Origin of the sequence: Paenibacillus glycanilyticus (assembly GCF_051200795.1) — a bacterium.
GTDB classification, from domain to species: Bacteria; Bacillota; Bacilli; order Paenibacillales; family Paenibacillaceae; genus Pristimantibacillus; species Pristimantibacillus glycanilyticus.
Window position 1 is genome coordinate 5,192,280 of the sequence record NZ_CP195155.1, and the last position, 14,405, is coordinate 5,206,684.

The following is a 14,405-nucleotide window of genomic DNA, read 5'->3' on the forward strand; positions in this document are numbered from 1 at the left end:
CGGTGCGGCTTAATAGGGGCCTATTCGTCATAACCCACGTTCAACGGCACAGCTACAAAGGGGTATATTTGCTTATGTCACGAAGGAAATTGCAGCCGAGTTTCCTCTCTCTGAACCGACATTGCGGGGCAAATACATGGCTTTGTCATTGCTTTTTGCATAGTTATGAGAAAATTATAACCGCTTTATCCCCCATTGGTCAATAGATGCGGCTGTCAGGCTGGATGGTTCCGTTTCCTTCAAAGCATGGGCTGCAAGCCGGACATTGGGTGCAAATCGATACCCTGTTGTCAAAAATCGTCTCGATCGTCCGGATGACCTGCATATCATCCTGTCTCGTGTGGATCATAATATGCTTAGGCGAGACGGCAATGAGCGAACTGATCACCATATCTTCGATATTCATCTCGGTCTCCAGCATCTCGGCCACTAACTTGTCCGAGTGGGGCTTCGGTTCAAAAGGCTGAAATTTCTCGTTGAAAAGGACAAAATCATGGCTGCCCTTATGCACGAGATGGACAATCGGAACCTTGGATTCCTGCAAACCCACAAAATATTTCAGCAGCGAAATAAACTCCTGGTACTGTTTATCCAGTACGTATTCGTCCAAAGCGTAGTCTACAATTTCGGCTAATTCCGTCCGGTAGGGCAATAACCGGAAAGACGTTAAGCCATCCAAATGCAAAACAGAATTTTCCTGCAGGTAACGGTCGATCTCCTCGGCTACCTTCGTTTTGCGTCGCTGCCGGTCCGCATCCAGAAATCTCGTTCCCAGACCATCCCATTCGGTTCCGTGAAGCAGCTCGTGGCAATATTTTTCGATGACAGGCGCATCGATGGCGTGGTTGTTCCTGTATTTTCTCCGAATGATGGCTGCCAGTATGAGCGGTTCCATATCGGTTACGATGAATTCGGCAAGCGCTTTGGATGCCGCTTGAAGCACCGATTGGCTATGATCAGCCAGCTGAAAATACGGCAGGATTGCTTGGCAGCTGATTTCCTTGTCGGAAAGCAGCGTGTACTGTATAGCATCTTCTTCGATGTGTGCGATATGTAGATCATTGGTAGTGTATTCCGCCATCAACGCCGCTAATTGGGCAGCGGATTGCTCCATGTTCGAAGGCAGCGTTACGGTAAACAGCTCCATGAGCTCACCCCTTTCATTCCCCTTATAAGTATATGGCTGGGGGGTTGGGTATATACGAATGGAGTAGTGGGAGATGATGGGGAGTGGCGGTGGTGCGTGCTGGTTTGTTTTTGGCGGATGTTGATGGCGGGGTGATGGCGGTGATGGCGGTGATAGCGGTGGTGGCGGTATGGTCGCTGCGCGAAAGTAACGTTCTTCCGATCGCTGTTGTTCCCGGATTTCTTCGATTCAAACCGCGCTGCGGTTGAAATCCGGGGAACAAAGGCGAACTAAAAGCTTTCTGCAAGAAAGCTACATCGGAAGCATGAACTGCGCTTCTCCAGTACGTTACTTTCGCTCCGCTCACGCCAGCCAATAGCCAGTGCTCACACACCAAGCCTCACCCCGCCACTCCTGGTGGGGTGAGGCTTGGTGTACTGCCCGGTTTCCTCGGGCAGAAGCTTTACTAATCAATTACGCTGTATCTTCCTTCCACAAGGCTACGTTGGAATCACTCCATTACAATCGCTCCTTGCAGGCTCATTTCGAGTTTACGTTGGATTCCCTCCAGCGTAATTGTCGATTTTGCGCGCAAATGGATTAAATTGGAGCATTATACTGGAGCAAATCCAACGTAGAGATTGTAATCGGCTTTACAACGCTTTATTAATTGGAGTAAATCCAACGTAGCATAAACTATGGAGCTACTCCGTTGGCTGATGGAGATAAGTTTTTTTATGGGTCAGCAGCTTCGGACTGACGTCGCAGCAAAGCTTGATTTGCGGATCATCCAGGACAGACAGATTTTTGACAGCGATCATATTGAAGCCATGCGGAGGTCCTTCGAGATAAACCCGGTCCGGAGGGATAATTTCCACCGGCTTGCCGGCCATATCTATGTTGGTGTTATAATCGCGCAAGGCATAGATATGGTAGCCGAAGGATTGCAGGTATTGGATGATGTCACTCTTATCCAGCCCATTGCTCCAGTCAACGTAATTGCGGTGTACCTCGAAAATGATATTGGGGGCGTGGTACGGAGACAAATTCAATTGACTCTCAGCGCCCTGAAGGACGGTATGCTCCAGCCCTTCGATATCTAGAAGAATCAGATCCAGGCTCACAATGTCCTGCTCCTTCACGTATGTATCAATGGAAATGGTATGGAAAACATCGGCATTCCCGCAGCCGTCCTGCTCCGTCACCAGCTCCGCATGGGCGAAGGAATCTTCCCCGACCAGCTTCATTCTGGCCTGTTCGTCTTTCCATAAGCCGAGCTGCCACGCGCGTATATTATCCAGACCGTTCAGCTCCGCATTATGCTGCAGCATGTAGAACTGGTCCTTGTTGGGCTCAAAGCAATGCACGGTCCCGCCTTGCGGCAGTAGCTCCTTCGCGACGATCAGCGCCTGATCGCCAAAATAAGCTCCGCCAATCAGCACCTCCTTAGCCTGCCTGGAGAAAATCTTCAGCAGCTTGGTCGTCTGCGGCTCCCATACATGGTCGGGACAATCCGGTTCGGCCAGCAAAAAGTCGCGCGCGATTTTGGTCCGGTAGTAGAAATCGAAGGTTAACCCGCATGCGATTTTTTTCCTCAGAATGGTGTTTTCGTCAAAGACGGCATCCAATATGGGGGCCGTTAACTCTTCCCTTATATGGATACCTTCCCGGTGAAGGCTATTCTCCATCTGCTTGATTGCTGCAATTAGTTTCTGCTGGTCCATCCCTCTACACATCCTTCTCCACTTGTCTTGTTCATGGAAAAGAATATGTGGCTTCGGCCTCCTTTCATGCCGGAAATAAAAAAAGCATCCAAGCCCCGTAAACCGGGACCGGATGCTTATACCTCTATTAGTTCTGCATGACAAAGTCTTTCGAAGCATGCTCGTTGTCATCGTACATCTTAAGCGTGTTGTATTTCGTATCGCGTTGTGCCGGGATTTTGCCGGACTCGCGGATAAGCTGAAGAATAAGTTCAATATTAACTTTGTGCGTGGTACCCGCAGCGGATACGACGTTTTCCTCGATCATCGTGCTGCCGAAGTCGTTACAGCCGTACGAGAGCGACTGCTTGCCGATTTCCGGCCCCATCGTTACCCAGGAAGACTGGAAGTTATCGATATTGTCGAGCATGATGCGGCTAACCGCAACCATCTTCAGATATTCCTCCGGCTTCGACTTCTCCACCTTCCTCATGTTGGTGTTATCCGGCTGGAACGGCCAGCAGATAAACGCGAGGAAGCCTTTCGAATCGTAACCGTTAGCGATGCATTCATCCTGCGCGTCGCGAATGCGGAGCAGGTGGAGCGCACGCTCTTCCGCCGTCTCGCCAAAGCCGTATACCATCGTTGCCGTGGTGTTCATGCCATGACGGTGAGCGGATTTCATGACGTCCATCCAATCGGTCCAGGAGCCCTTCAGACGGCTGATTTTGCGGCGGGTGCGGTCATCGAGAATCTCGGCGCCGCCGCCAGGCAGCGAATCAAGACCGGCTTCGTGAAGCTGGCGAATCACCTCGTCAAGCGACAGTCCTTCCGATACTTCCTTCATCTTCTGAATTTCGGCTGGCGAGAAGGAGTGCATCGTAATATCCGGAAAATGCTGCTTGATCTCGCGGAGCAGATCCGTGTAATAGGAGAACGGCAGATTCGGGTTTGTACCGCCCTGCATCAGAATCTCCGTGCCGCCCACATCGATGGTTTCCTGAATTTTATTAAGTATCGTTTCGTTCGAGAGGACATAACCCTCATTCGAACCCGGGGCGCGGTAGAATGCGCAGAACCGGCAATACACATCGCAAATATTTGTATAGTTGACGTTCCGGCCTACGACAAATGTCGTAATCGGTTCAGGATGGCGTCTCAGCATCAGCTGATTCGCAACCTCGCCCATTTTTTCGATTTCATCGGATTCAAGCAGCGTTACGCATTCGTCAAACGTAATCCGTTCGCCCTGCAGCGCTTTATCCAAAATCTGGTCCAACGTAGACATCGCAAGACCTCCTTATCTTTCCGTTCTTAATAGCTATCAACTAATCCTATCATATCTCGTTCTTGTCCGTCATCTTTCGTATGTTACGGAAAAACGAAAAAATACGGTCTGTCGCAAGCGACAGCCGCATTTTTCGCTTATTTTGAACGAAAATTACCCGCGCAGGGCAGCGTCCAAATCCGCAATCAGATCCTCGATATCTTCGAGTCCCACCGAGTAACGAACGAGACCGTCCGTAATTCCCCGCTCATAGCGGACTTCCCTAGGCATTGCCGCATGCGACATTTTGGCCGGGTAAGATAAAATACTTTCCACCGCGCCGAGGCTGACCGCAACCAGCGGCAGCTGAACGCGGCTCAGAAGCGAGGCAGCGCGTTCGCCGCTTCCTACATCGAAGGACACGACAGCTCCGTAGCCCTTCGACTGCTTCTCGTGAATCTCGCGGCCCGGATGATCCTCAAGGCCAGGATAGTACACTCTCGTAACTTCCGGATGCTCATTCAACCATTCGGCGAGTCTGCGGGCGCTGCGCTCGCTATGCTCCATGCGGGCCTGCAGCGTCTTCATGCCCCGCATCAGAAGCCAGCTCTCGTGAGCGCTCAGAACCGCGCCGAGGCCGTTCTGAAGTTGATACAGCCGGCGTCCGAGCGCTTCGTCGTTCGTTACGGCCAGTCCAGCCAGCACGTCGCTGTGGCCACTCAGGAACTTCGTAGCGCTATGAAGCACAATGTCTACGCCAAGCTCGAACGGACGCTGGTGGTAAGGAGTCATAAACGTATTGTCGAGCATCGTTAGAAGGCCGTTTTCTTTTGCCCAGCCCGTTACCCGCGCGATATCGGTAATCTTGAGCGTCGGGTTGGACGGCGTCTCCATAAACACGGCTTTCGTGTTTGGTTTAATCGCGTCTTTTACTTGCTCGAAATCCGTCATGTCCACAAACGTGGTCTCAATATTGAAACGGGTCAGCACAGCCGTAAGCAAACGGTATGTACCGCCGTACACGTCCTCCGTTACGATCACATGATCGCCTGCGGACAGCAGCATAAACGCCGTCGAGATCGCAGCCATGCCGGAAGCGAAAGCGAAACCGCGGGTACCGCCTTCCAGCAAGGCGATATAGTTTTCGAGCGCCTCGCGCGTCGGGTTGCCCGAACGGCTGTAATCATGATGCGGCGGATTTTGAATATCCGCCTGATGGAAGGTTGACGCCTGGAAAATCGGTGCACTGGATGCGCCGGTTTGTTCATCGATTTCAGCGCCGAAATGAAGCAGCTTTGTCGCAAAGTGGCGTCCGGCGATTTTTTCGGGATTATGTCTGTCGCTCATGGCGCTTTAAACCCCCTCGATTTCGCGTTTTGCCTCAGCCAAAGCCTGCTCCAGATCGGCAATCAAATCATCGGCATGCTCGATTCCTACCGAGAAGCGGAGGAGACGGTCGTCGACGCCGATCTTCTGGCGGATTTCAAGCGGAATATCCGCATGAGTCTGAACGGCCGGGTAAGTCATAAGCGATTCCACGCCGCCAAGGCTTTCCGCAAATGCGATCAGCTTGATATGACGAAGGATTGGCTCGACGTAACGGGCATCCTTCAGACGGAAGGAGAAAATGCCGGTGTTGCCCGAGGATTGCTTGTTCTGCACATCATGACCTGGATGATGAGGCAGCGCAGGATAATAGACATCTTCGATCGCCTCATGCTCCAGCAAATAATTCGCAATAGCCGTTGCGTTAAGCTGATGGCGTTCCATGCGAAGCGCCAGCGTCTTCATGCCGCGAATCAGAAGCCAGGAGTCCTGCGGCCCGAGAACGGCGCCAAGCGAGTTATGCAGGAAAGCCATTTGCTCGGAGAGCTCTTTGCCTTTCGTTACGATCAGACCGGCAAGAACGTCATTGTGACCGCCCAAGTATTTGGTTGCGCTATGGACGACGATGTCCGCGCCAAGCTCTATAGGACGCTGGAAGAACGGAGTAAGCAGCGTATTATCTACAATAGTAAGGAGACCTTTGGACTTCGCCCAAGCGGATACCCGCTCCAGATCCGTAATCATCATCAGCGGATTCGTTGGCGTCTCGATCAGAACGGCCTTCGTGTTCGGTTGAAGAAGCTCGGACACGCCGTCAAGATCATTGGTATCTACGTACGAAGCCGTAACGCCGTATCTGGACATGATTTTCTCGAGCAAACGGTATGTGCCGCCGTACAAGTCAAGCGATACGATCAGATGGTCGCCTTGGCTGAATAAGGAGAAGATCGTTGTCAGAGCGGCCATACCGGAGCTACAGGCAAACCCTGCGTCGCCGGATTCGAGTTGAGCCGCCGCTTCTTCCAGAACGGTACGCGTCGGGCTTTTAGTGCGGGCGTAATCAAACCCTGTGCTTTGGCCAAGCTTAGGATGGCGGAACGCCGTTGCTTGATAAATCGGGAAGCTTACCGCACCCGTTACAGGCTCCTTCTCGGAACCGATATGCGCAAGATGACTTTCAATTTTCATAAAGTTCGTCCGTCTCCTTCGTCTTCGTCATGTCTAATTTATTATTTAGATACCCGCGCCCAAATCATAAGGCGTTTGTTGGTATACATAATAGTTCAACCAGTTCGAGAACAGCAAGTTCGCATGGGAGCGCCATGTCGAATAAGGAAGCTTTTCCGGATTATCTCCCGGGAAATAGTTCTTCGGAAGATCAATCTCCAGCCCTTTTGCTTTATCGCGGTCATATTCGTATTTCAGCGAAAGCGGATCGTATTCCGAATGCCCGCTGACGAAAATTTGCCTGCCGTCCTTGGAAGCTACAATATATACGCCGGATTCTTCGGACTCGGACAAAATTTCCAGATCCCCGATATTCTCGATATCCTCGCGGCGAACTTCGGTATGCCGGGACTGCGGTACAAAGAACATTTCGTCAAAGCCGCGGAGCAGATTGACGTTCTGCTTCTCGGTTGTATGCGGGAACACGCCGAAAATCTTTTTGTCCAGCTCGTATTTCGGTACCCCGTAATGATGGTACAAGCCGGCCTGCGAGGCCCAACAGATATGGAAGGTCGAGGTCACCTGACGTCTGCTCCAATCCATAATGTCCTTCAGCTCTTCCCAGTAATTCACGTCTTCGAAGTTCAAATGCTCGACCGGAGCGCCAGTGATAACAAGACCGTCATAATACTGGTCCTTAATGTCATCGAAGGTTTTGTAGAACGATTCCAGATGCTCGTGCGACGTGTTCTTGGACGTATGGGTCTTCGGATGCAGCAATACAATCTCCACCTGCAGCGGCGTATTGCCAATCAGGCGAAGAAGCTGCGTTTCCGTCGTTTCCTTGGTCGGCATCAAGTTTAATATGGCAATCCGTAATGGACGGATATCTTGATGGAAAGCGGTGCTTTCATCCATAACGAAAATGTTCTCATTGTTCAAAATCTCTTTGGCTGGTAAAGAATCAGGTACTTTAATCGGCATTGCGATTCACTCCTTTGCTTCGATATCGGCCTTCTCAACGCAAAAAGACCCTTTCTGCCGTGAGAAAAGGTCGTGCGCTCATCAAAAAAAAGAGCTCTCGCCTCCCTCATCTCTCAGAAACTAATGTTTCCGCAAGAATTAGCACCGTGCTTACGCCGGTTGCCGGGCTTCATCGGGCTAGTCCCTCCGCCTGCTCTTGATAAGAAAGTGGTTCTATTCGGTTGTCGAAATCCAATTCTATTCTTAACTTTAATGGATTCTGCCATTCGCGTCAAGGACGTTATTGACATATGCTGTAGAAGGCGTTTTTTGAAGGCGGTCGGCCTATTTTTCCGCTTGAATGTAAAGTGTATGGGGGAGTATACTAGACAAGGATTAAAAGCCGATTTTTCATGAAGAATAAAGGGTAAAGGAGTGCAAACAGACATGGAAGGCGATCGACCTAAGCCTGACAACAACCGAATACGGCAGCTGCCGGATCTATCGTTGCTCAAGCGGGCGTTTGCGTTTTAAGTCCGTTCTTTTGCTCGTTCATCCGGCAGCTCGTCACAAGAGAGGAGAAGCTCGGATGAAAATTCGTCATGTAAACAGCGGGTTATTTACCCTGATCGAAGACATTAATGAAACGCTGGTTCCGGCAGCGGAAGGCTTCTATTGGATTGATGCCGACGTGGAAGACCTCGCGATCCTGCAGCCGCTGTTCGGCATGCATGATCTGGCCGTCGAAGACTGCCTGAGCGAAGAAGAGCAGCGTCCGAAAATCGAAATTTATGAAAACCAATATTTTATCGTTATTAACAGTATCCGGTTCGATGACGAGGAAATTTTCCTCCGTGCGCTGAATATTTTTCTAGGCCGTCATTATATTATTACGATTACGAAGCAAAAGCTGAACGAGCTGCGCACGCTGAAACCCGTTCTGTGGGAACAGGAAGTTAACCGGCCGGACTATTTCTTATACCATCTCGTCGACATCGTGGTCGACAATTACTTCCTCGTAGGCGACCGGATCGACAACCGGATCGAGATGCTGGAAGAAGATATATTAATGAATACGAAAAAAACGCATCTAAACGAAATCATCGGTCTTCGCGGCGAGATTTTGTGGCTGAAGAAAGTGCTTGGCCCGCAAAAGGATCTCATCGCCACGCTGAACAAGCGGGATTTGAAGCTGATCGACGACCAGTTGCAAAAGTACTTCAGCGACATCTACGAGAATGCCGTAAAAATCGCCGAGTCCTTCGATACGTACCGAGAGCTCATGGGGAACTTACGAGAAGCTTATCAGTCGACCATCTCCGCCCGGGCGAACGAAATCATGCGCGTGTTTACCGCGATGACCACAATCTTCATGCCGCTGACCTTTATTACCGGGATTTACGGGATGAACTTCGATTTTATTCCGGGAATGCACGTGCGGGGCGGATCGATCATTCTGCTTGGCATCATGCTCGCGCTGGGTGTAGGAATGCTGGTTGTGTTTAGGAAGAAAAAATGGTTGTGAGTGTGTGGAGCCGCCCTGGTGTTGGGGCGGCTTTTTGCTGCTGTCCGCTTTGCTGCGTGGGCGATCGGGTCGGTCCGGTGCGGTCGGGTCGGTGTGCTCCGGGGACGGGGGAGATCTCCTTTCAGCCGCTGTTGTCTACACTTTGCCTGAATTAGTATTCCAAGGTTGCAAAGTGTAGACAAAGGCGGACGCTCCGCTCTTCAATGGAGATCTCCCCCTTACCCCTGCGCCCCTCCCCGACCGCCCCGCGCTCCCAGCACCGCCGCCCGCAATCCCCGGCGGCTTTGGGGAGAGGGCCGAAAGGGGCTCAGGTGCTGCGCACGAGCCCGACTTCACAATACAATAAGCACGATAAGACCCTTGCAGGGTCTTATCACGGCGACTTCAGCCCCCTTACAACGCAATAAGACCCTCGCGGGGTCTTATCTCATCGCCAACTGACCGTTTCCGCCAGTTTCACGCCGCTCGCTTAGACGATAAGACCCTTGCAGGGTCTTATCACGGCGACTTCAGCCCCCTTATAGCGCAATAAGACCCTCGCGGGGTCTTATCTCATCGCCAACTGACCGATTCCGCCAGTTTCATGCCGCTCGCTTAGACGATAAGACCCTACCAGGGTCTTATCACGGCGACTTCAACCCCCTTACAACGCAATAAGACCCTCACGGGGTCTTATTCCATCGCCAACTGACCGTTTCCGCCAGTTTCATGCCGCTCGCTTAGACGATAAGACCCTTGCAGGGTCTTATCACGGCGACTTCAGTCCACTTATAGCACAATAAGACCCTCGCGGGGTCTTATCTCATCGCCAACTGACCGTATCCGCCAGTTTCACGCCGCTCGCTTAAACGATAAGACCCTGACAGGGTCTTATCACGGCAACTTCAGCCCCCTTATAGCACAATAAGACCCTCGCGGGGTCTTATTGTGCTATGCGAAGAGCTCGCGCTCCTCGCCCTATTAAGCTTCGTCGTACAAATTCGCCGACAAATAACGTTCGCCCGTGTCGGGGAGAAGGACAACGATCGTTTTGCCTTTGTTCTCGGGGCGCTTCGCCAATTGCGAAGCCGCGAATGCCGCCGCTCCGGAAGAGATACCTACCAGCAAGCCTTCGCTGCGAGCCAGCATACGGGAATTGCGGTACGCGTCTTCGTTTTTGACCGTAATAATCTCGTCCACGACGGATGCGTTATAGTTGTCCGGCACAAAGCCCGCGCCAATCCCTTGAATCAGGTGAGGGCCTCTTTCGCCGCCCGATAACACCGCGGAGCTAAACGGCTCAACCGCAATAATCTTTACGTTTGGATTAAGCTCCTTCAAGCGTTCGCCAACGCCGGAGATCGTGCCGCCCGTACCTACGCCGGCCACAAAGATATCCACCTGGCCGTCGGTGTCGCGCCAGATTTCCTCCGCGGTTGTTGTCTTATGAATCTCGGGGTTCGCGGGATTGCTGAATTGCATCGGTATGTAGGAGCCCGGGATTTGAGCGGCGAGCTCATCGGCTTTGCGAATTGCGCCCGACATGCCCTCGGATGCCGGCGTAAGCACAAGCTCCGCTCCAAGCGCTTCCAGCAGCTTGCGGCGTTCGATACTGAACGACTCCGGCAAAATAATGATTATCCGGTAGCCTAAAGCCGCCGCCGCAAAAGCAAGCGCAATGCCGGTATTGCCGCTTGTTGGTTCAATAATAACGGAGCCTGGCACAAGCTTGCCTTTTTCCTCCGCATCCTTGATCATCGCAAAGCCAATCCGGTCCTTCACGCTGCCGGCCGGATTGAAATACTCCAGCTTGGCGATAACTTTCGCAAGCGAATCCTGACTCTTATTGTAATGAGTAAGCTCGAGCAATGGTGTGTTGCCGATCAGCTCCGTCAAATTACTGTAAATGCGTGGCATTCATCATCGCACCTTTCTATATTGGATCACTATCCATTATAGCATTAGCTGCGGAAGCCTGCTTATGCCATCTCTTCCTCTGCCGCTTCGCTTGCGCCTTTTTCCAAATTCACCTTCCACAATAAAACGATTCCAATGATGAAAAAAGCAATCAGAGACAAAATCGCGACCCGGCTCGAACCGGTAATGGTCCCTACCACGGAGAATACAAACGGACCCGCAAAGGAGGAAAACTTGCTCGACAGCGCCAAAAAACCGAAAAACTCGCCGGTCCGCGAAGGCGGCACCAGATTGGCATAGATGGAACGGGCTACCGCCTGGCTTCCGCCCTGAACAAGGCCAACCATGATGGCAAGCGCATAGAAATGGATGGCGCTGGTCATAAAGAAGCCAAGGCAAACGATAAGGACATAGATCATCAAGGAATAATACAGCATACGCTTCGAACCGAAACGTCCGGCCAGCCTGCCGAACAGGATCGTGCATGGCCATCCGACAAACTGCGTAATCAGCAGCGCAATAATCAGATCGCTTGTATCAATACCGATACCCGCTCCGTAAATCGTTGCCATGACGATAACCGTATTGATGCCATCGTTAAAAAACCAGAAGGAAGCCATATATTTCAGCAGCTCGGGATATCGCTTAATAACCGAGAAGGTCTTTCCAATCCGGACAAAGCCAGCCCGAATGATTTCACCTTTGCCCAGATGGTCAGTCGGCCTCCTGGTTTCCTTCACCCAGCGAAGAATCGGAACGGAGAACAGCAGCCACCAAATCCCTACCGTAATAAAGACCATTTGGGTAGCAAACGTTTTGCTTGGGAAGCCCAGCTTCTCCCAGCCTTGAATCATGATAACGTTAATAAGCAGCAGCAGGCCGCCTCCGGCATAACCGTAAGCATAGCCCTGTGAGCTGACGCGGTCCCTCGACTCCTGCGGTACACCATCCGCCAGCATCGCGTCATAGAAGGTATTTCCTCCGGAGAAGCCTATGGAGCCCAGCACCATCAAGCTTGAGGCCAGCAGCCAGTCTCCCTCACCGGCAAACGCCATAAATACGCAGGACAAGACGCCAAGCAGCATAAATACGGACAGAAATCTCAGCTTGGAGCCCGTATAATCGGCAATGGCCCCAAGAATCGGCGACAACACGGCCACCAGCAGCATCGCAATGCTTTGGGTATAGCCCCAATAGGTCTCAGCCCGGTTGCCCGCCAGATGAACGCCTGCGACATCGGAATAATAAACCGGCAGCACCGTTGCCATCATCGTAGTGGCAAAGGCGGAGTTTGCCCAGTCGTACATTTTCCAGCCACGCAATGCTCTATGATCCAGAACAAACGCCCCCCGTTTTAGGTATTGGCCATACTTCAGCAATAGTTCGACGGTCCCCCATTTATTCCTTTAAAAATGAATAGCCCTACAAAAAATTAACATTAACCGTTGGCGGCCATGATGCTTCGAAAACATCTTCTTAAGAATTTTTGAAGCTTGCTCGCTTTTTTGCTGTAATCATCCATTTGCTTTATAATATATAGTGATCATGTTCGAGGGGGAATTGAATTGAATATTAGCCAGCTTGAAACGCTCCTCACCATATCCAAGACGATGAGCTTCCGCAAAGCCGGCGAGCTGCTGAATTTGACACAGCCGGCCGTCTCTGCTCAAATCAAGACGCTGGAGGACGAGTTCAAGACAGTTCTCATCGATCGCAATCAGCCCGTTACCCTGACCGACCACGGAAAAGTTTTTTTGGAGCACGCGGAGAGAATACTTGCGGTTGTTGAAGAATTAAAGCAGAAGCTGTCCGATCTGAATGCGATACCTCAAGGCCATATTGTTCTTGGAACAACCTCATCCATGGCCATTCAAATATTGCCCCGGGTGTTATCTTACTTCCAGGACCAGTATCCGCTGATCAAAACGACGATCCACACGATGCCGTCCTCGCAAGTTCTAGCCAGCGTAGAGAACGGTTCCGTCGATATGGGCATTACTTACATCTCGGAAAAAAATCCGAACATGGACACATCCATTCTTTATTACGATTCCTTTGTCCTCGTTGCTTCTCCCGCTCATCCATTAAGCCAAGTAGTACATACTACGATAGATATGATCAAGGACTTCCCCTTTATCATGCTTGCGCCCGACACGCTTGGCCGCCGCTTCCTGGATCAAATCTTCAAGAAGAACAATATCCAGCCGAATATTATTATGGAGCTGTCGAGCAGCGAAGAAGTAAAACGAATGGTTGAAATAAATCTTGGCATTGCCGTCGTATCCAAACTGTCCATTGCCAATGAGTTGAAGCTTGGCTCACTGAAGATCATCAAAGTGGCAGAGCTTGAGCCGGAGCACCCGGTAGCTGTCGTTTATAAATCCGGCAGATATTTAAATACAGCCATGCAGCAGTTTTTAAGCGACTTAAAAGGCATGCCTGAGCAATCGTTTCTTGGCAGCGAGTAAACCAAACTTACGAATCATTTCGTTTTCAGGAGGAACTCATCATGAAATTCGATTTGCACACTCATCACGAACGTTGCGGCCACGCCGACGGCATGATCGAAGATTACATCATTGCCGCGCTTGACGCTGGCCTTGAGGTCATTGGCATTTCCGACCATTCGCCGTATTTCGGAAGCAAGCAGGACCAGCCTTTTCCCGGTATCGCAATGGCCCGAAGCGATTTTCAGAGCTATGTAGACGAGGTGCTGCGCCTCAAGGAGAAATATAAAGACCGCATTGAAGTACTCCTTGGCATGGAGTCGGATTTCTTCCCGCAGCATGCCGATACTTACCGGGATGCCTACCGCAATATCCCGTTTGACTACCTGATTGGTTCGGTCCATCAGGTAAGCGGAGTGAGCATCTTTAACCGCAACCGCTGGAAAGGCTTGTCCGATGAGAAGCAGATTTCGGAAAAAACGGCGTATTACGAGCTGATCCAGCAATCCGCCCGCAGCGGCATGTTTGACATATTGGGCCATATCGATGCGATGAAGGGCTATTACCCTGCCTTCTCCGATATTCCGGCGAATGACGTTATCGACGATACGCTCCGCGTTATCGCCAACTGCGACGTTGCCATCGAAATCAACACGTCGGGCGGCACGAAGGATGTTGGCGGCTGGTACCCTTCCGATGCGATTCTCGAGAGAGCGCTTCATTTTGGCGTAAATGTTACGTTTGGCTCCGACGCTCACAAACCAAGCCGCATAGGCGAGGATTTCGAGCTAGTGCGCAAGCGCTTGAAGGAAATCGGCTTCTCGCAGTGGGTCTTCTACCGCAAGCGCCAGCAAATCATCGTTCCTTTGTAATAAATGAAATTCCGGCTTTGCCAACTGGCAGAGCCTTTTTTGTTTCGTGATTTTCCGTTTCCGGACAAAAAAAGTGGACCTGTGCGCTCACAGGTCCAAAATCGATATATTAA

The 14,405-nt window shown here is 51.2% G+C and carries 12 protein-coding genes and 1 riboswitch; of the genes, 4 read left to right on the forward strand and 8 right to left on the reverse strand.

Going from position 1 to position 14,405, the window contains the following annotated elements; all coding sequences use genetic code 11:
- Positions 1–199 precede the first annotated feature (199 nt).
- Entirely contained in the window at positions 200–1,147 is a 948-nt protein-coding gene (locus tag ACR9FF_RS23365) for a putative sporulation protein YtxC (RefSeq protein ID WP_127493087.1), read from the reverse strand.
- A gap of 83 nt (positions 1,148–1,230) precedes the next feature.
- On the opposite strand from ACR9FF_RS23365, the gene ACR9FF_RS23370 reads away from it, so the two are divergent.
- Positions 1,231–1,395 (forward strand): hypothetical protein, encoded by a 165-nt coding sequence (locus tag ACR9FF_RS23370; protein WP_435165334.1) that lies wholly within the window; start codon positions 1,231–1,233, stop codon positions 1,393–1,395.
- A gap of 435 nt (positions 1,396–1,830) precedes the next feature.
- Here ACR9FF_RS23370 and ACR9FF_RS23375 read toward each other — a convergent pair whose 3' ends face one another.
- From ACR9FF_RS23375 to metA, 5 genes are all read right to left on the reverse strand, one after another.
- Positions 1,831–2,850, reverse strand: a complete 1,020-nt coding sequence (locus tag ACR9FF_RS23375; RefSeq protein WP_435165337.1) for an FkbM family methyltransferase — start codon at positions 2,848–2,850, stop codon at positions 1,831–1,833.
- 127 nt (positions 2,851–2,977) lie between these two features.
- On the reverse strand, positions 2,978–4,117 hold the full coding sequence (gene mqnC / locus ACR9FF_RS23380; protein ID WP_127493091.1) for a cyclic dehypoxanthinyl futalosine synthase: 1,140 nt from the start codon (positions 4,115–4,117) through the stop codon (positions 2,978–2,980).
- A gap of 153 nt (positions 4,118–4,270) precedes the next feature.
- Positions 4,271–5,443: a trans-sulfuration enzyme family protein gene (locus tag ACR9FF_RS23385; RefSeq protein WP_127493093.1), complete on the reverse strand. Its 1,173-nt coding sequence runs from the start codon at positions 5,441–5,443 to the stop codon at positions 4,271–4,273.
- Between the two features lie 6 nt (positions 5,444–5,449).
- Positions 5,450–6,610: an aminotransferase class I/II-fold pyridoxal phosphate-dependent enzyme gene (locus ACR9FF_RS23390; protein ID WP_435165342.1), complete on the reverse strand. Its 1,161-nt coding sequence runs from the start codon at positions 6,608–6,610 to the stop codon at positions 5,450–5,452.
- Positions 6,611–6,655: 45 nt separating this feature from the next.
- Positions 6,656–7,573 carry a homoserine O-acetyltransferase MetA gene (gene metA, locus ACR9FF_RS23395; RefSeq protein WP_127493097.1) on the reverse strand — a complete coding sequence of 306 codons (918 nt, stop codon included), beginning with the start codon at positions 7,571–7,573 and terminating at the stop codon, positions 6,656–6,658.
- Positions 7,574–7,676: 103 nt separating this feature from the next.
- Positions 7,677–7,779: riboswitch (SAM riboswitch) on the reverse strand.
- Positions 7,780–8,141: 362 nt separating this feature from the next.
- Between metA and corA the strand changes: the two genes are divergently transcribed.
- Positions 8,142–9,077, forward strand: a complete 936-nt coding sequence (gene corA / locus ACR9FF_RS23400) for a magnesium/cobalt transporter CorA (protein ID WP_435165346.1) — start codon at positions 8,142–8,144, stop codon at positions 9,075–9,077.
- A gap of 960 nt (positions 9,078–10,037) precedes the next feature.
- Here the strand turns inward: corA and cysK are convergent.
- Positions 10,038–10,973 (reverse strand): cysteine synthase A, encoded by a 936-nt coding sequence (cysK, locus tag ACR9FF_RS23405; protein ID WP_435165349.1) that lies wholly within the window; start codon positions 10,971–10,973, stop codon positions 10,038–10,040.
- A gap of 62 nt (positions 10,974–11,035) precedes the next feature.
- A complete protein-coding gene (locus tag ACR9FF_RS23410) occupies positions 11,036–12,310 on the reverse strand; it encodes an MFS transporter (protein WP_435172196.1) in 1,275 nt (424 codons plus the stop codon).
- Between the two features lie 228 nt (positions 12,311–12,538).
- Here ACR9FF_RS23410 and ACR9FF_RS23415 point away from each other — a divergent pair, with 228 nt between their 5' ends.
- Together ACR9FF_RS23415 and ACR9FF_RS23420 are read left to right on the forward strand one after the other, a co-directional pair.
- Entirely contained in the window at positions 12,539–13,441 is a 903-nt protein-coding gene (locus ACR9FF_RS23415) for a LysR family transcriptional regulator (protein WP_127493105.1), read from the forward strand.
- A 41-nt stretch (positions 13,442–13,482) separates the two neighbouring features.
- On the forward strand, positions 13,483–14,292 hold the full coding sequence (locus ACR9FF_RS23420) for a histidinol-phosphatase (RefSeq protein ID WP_201008010.1): 810 nt from the start codon (positions 13,483–13,485) through the stop codon (positions 14,290–14,292).
- Positions 14,293–14,405 lie beyond the last annotated feature (113 nt).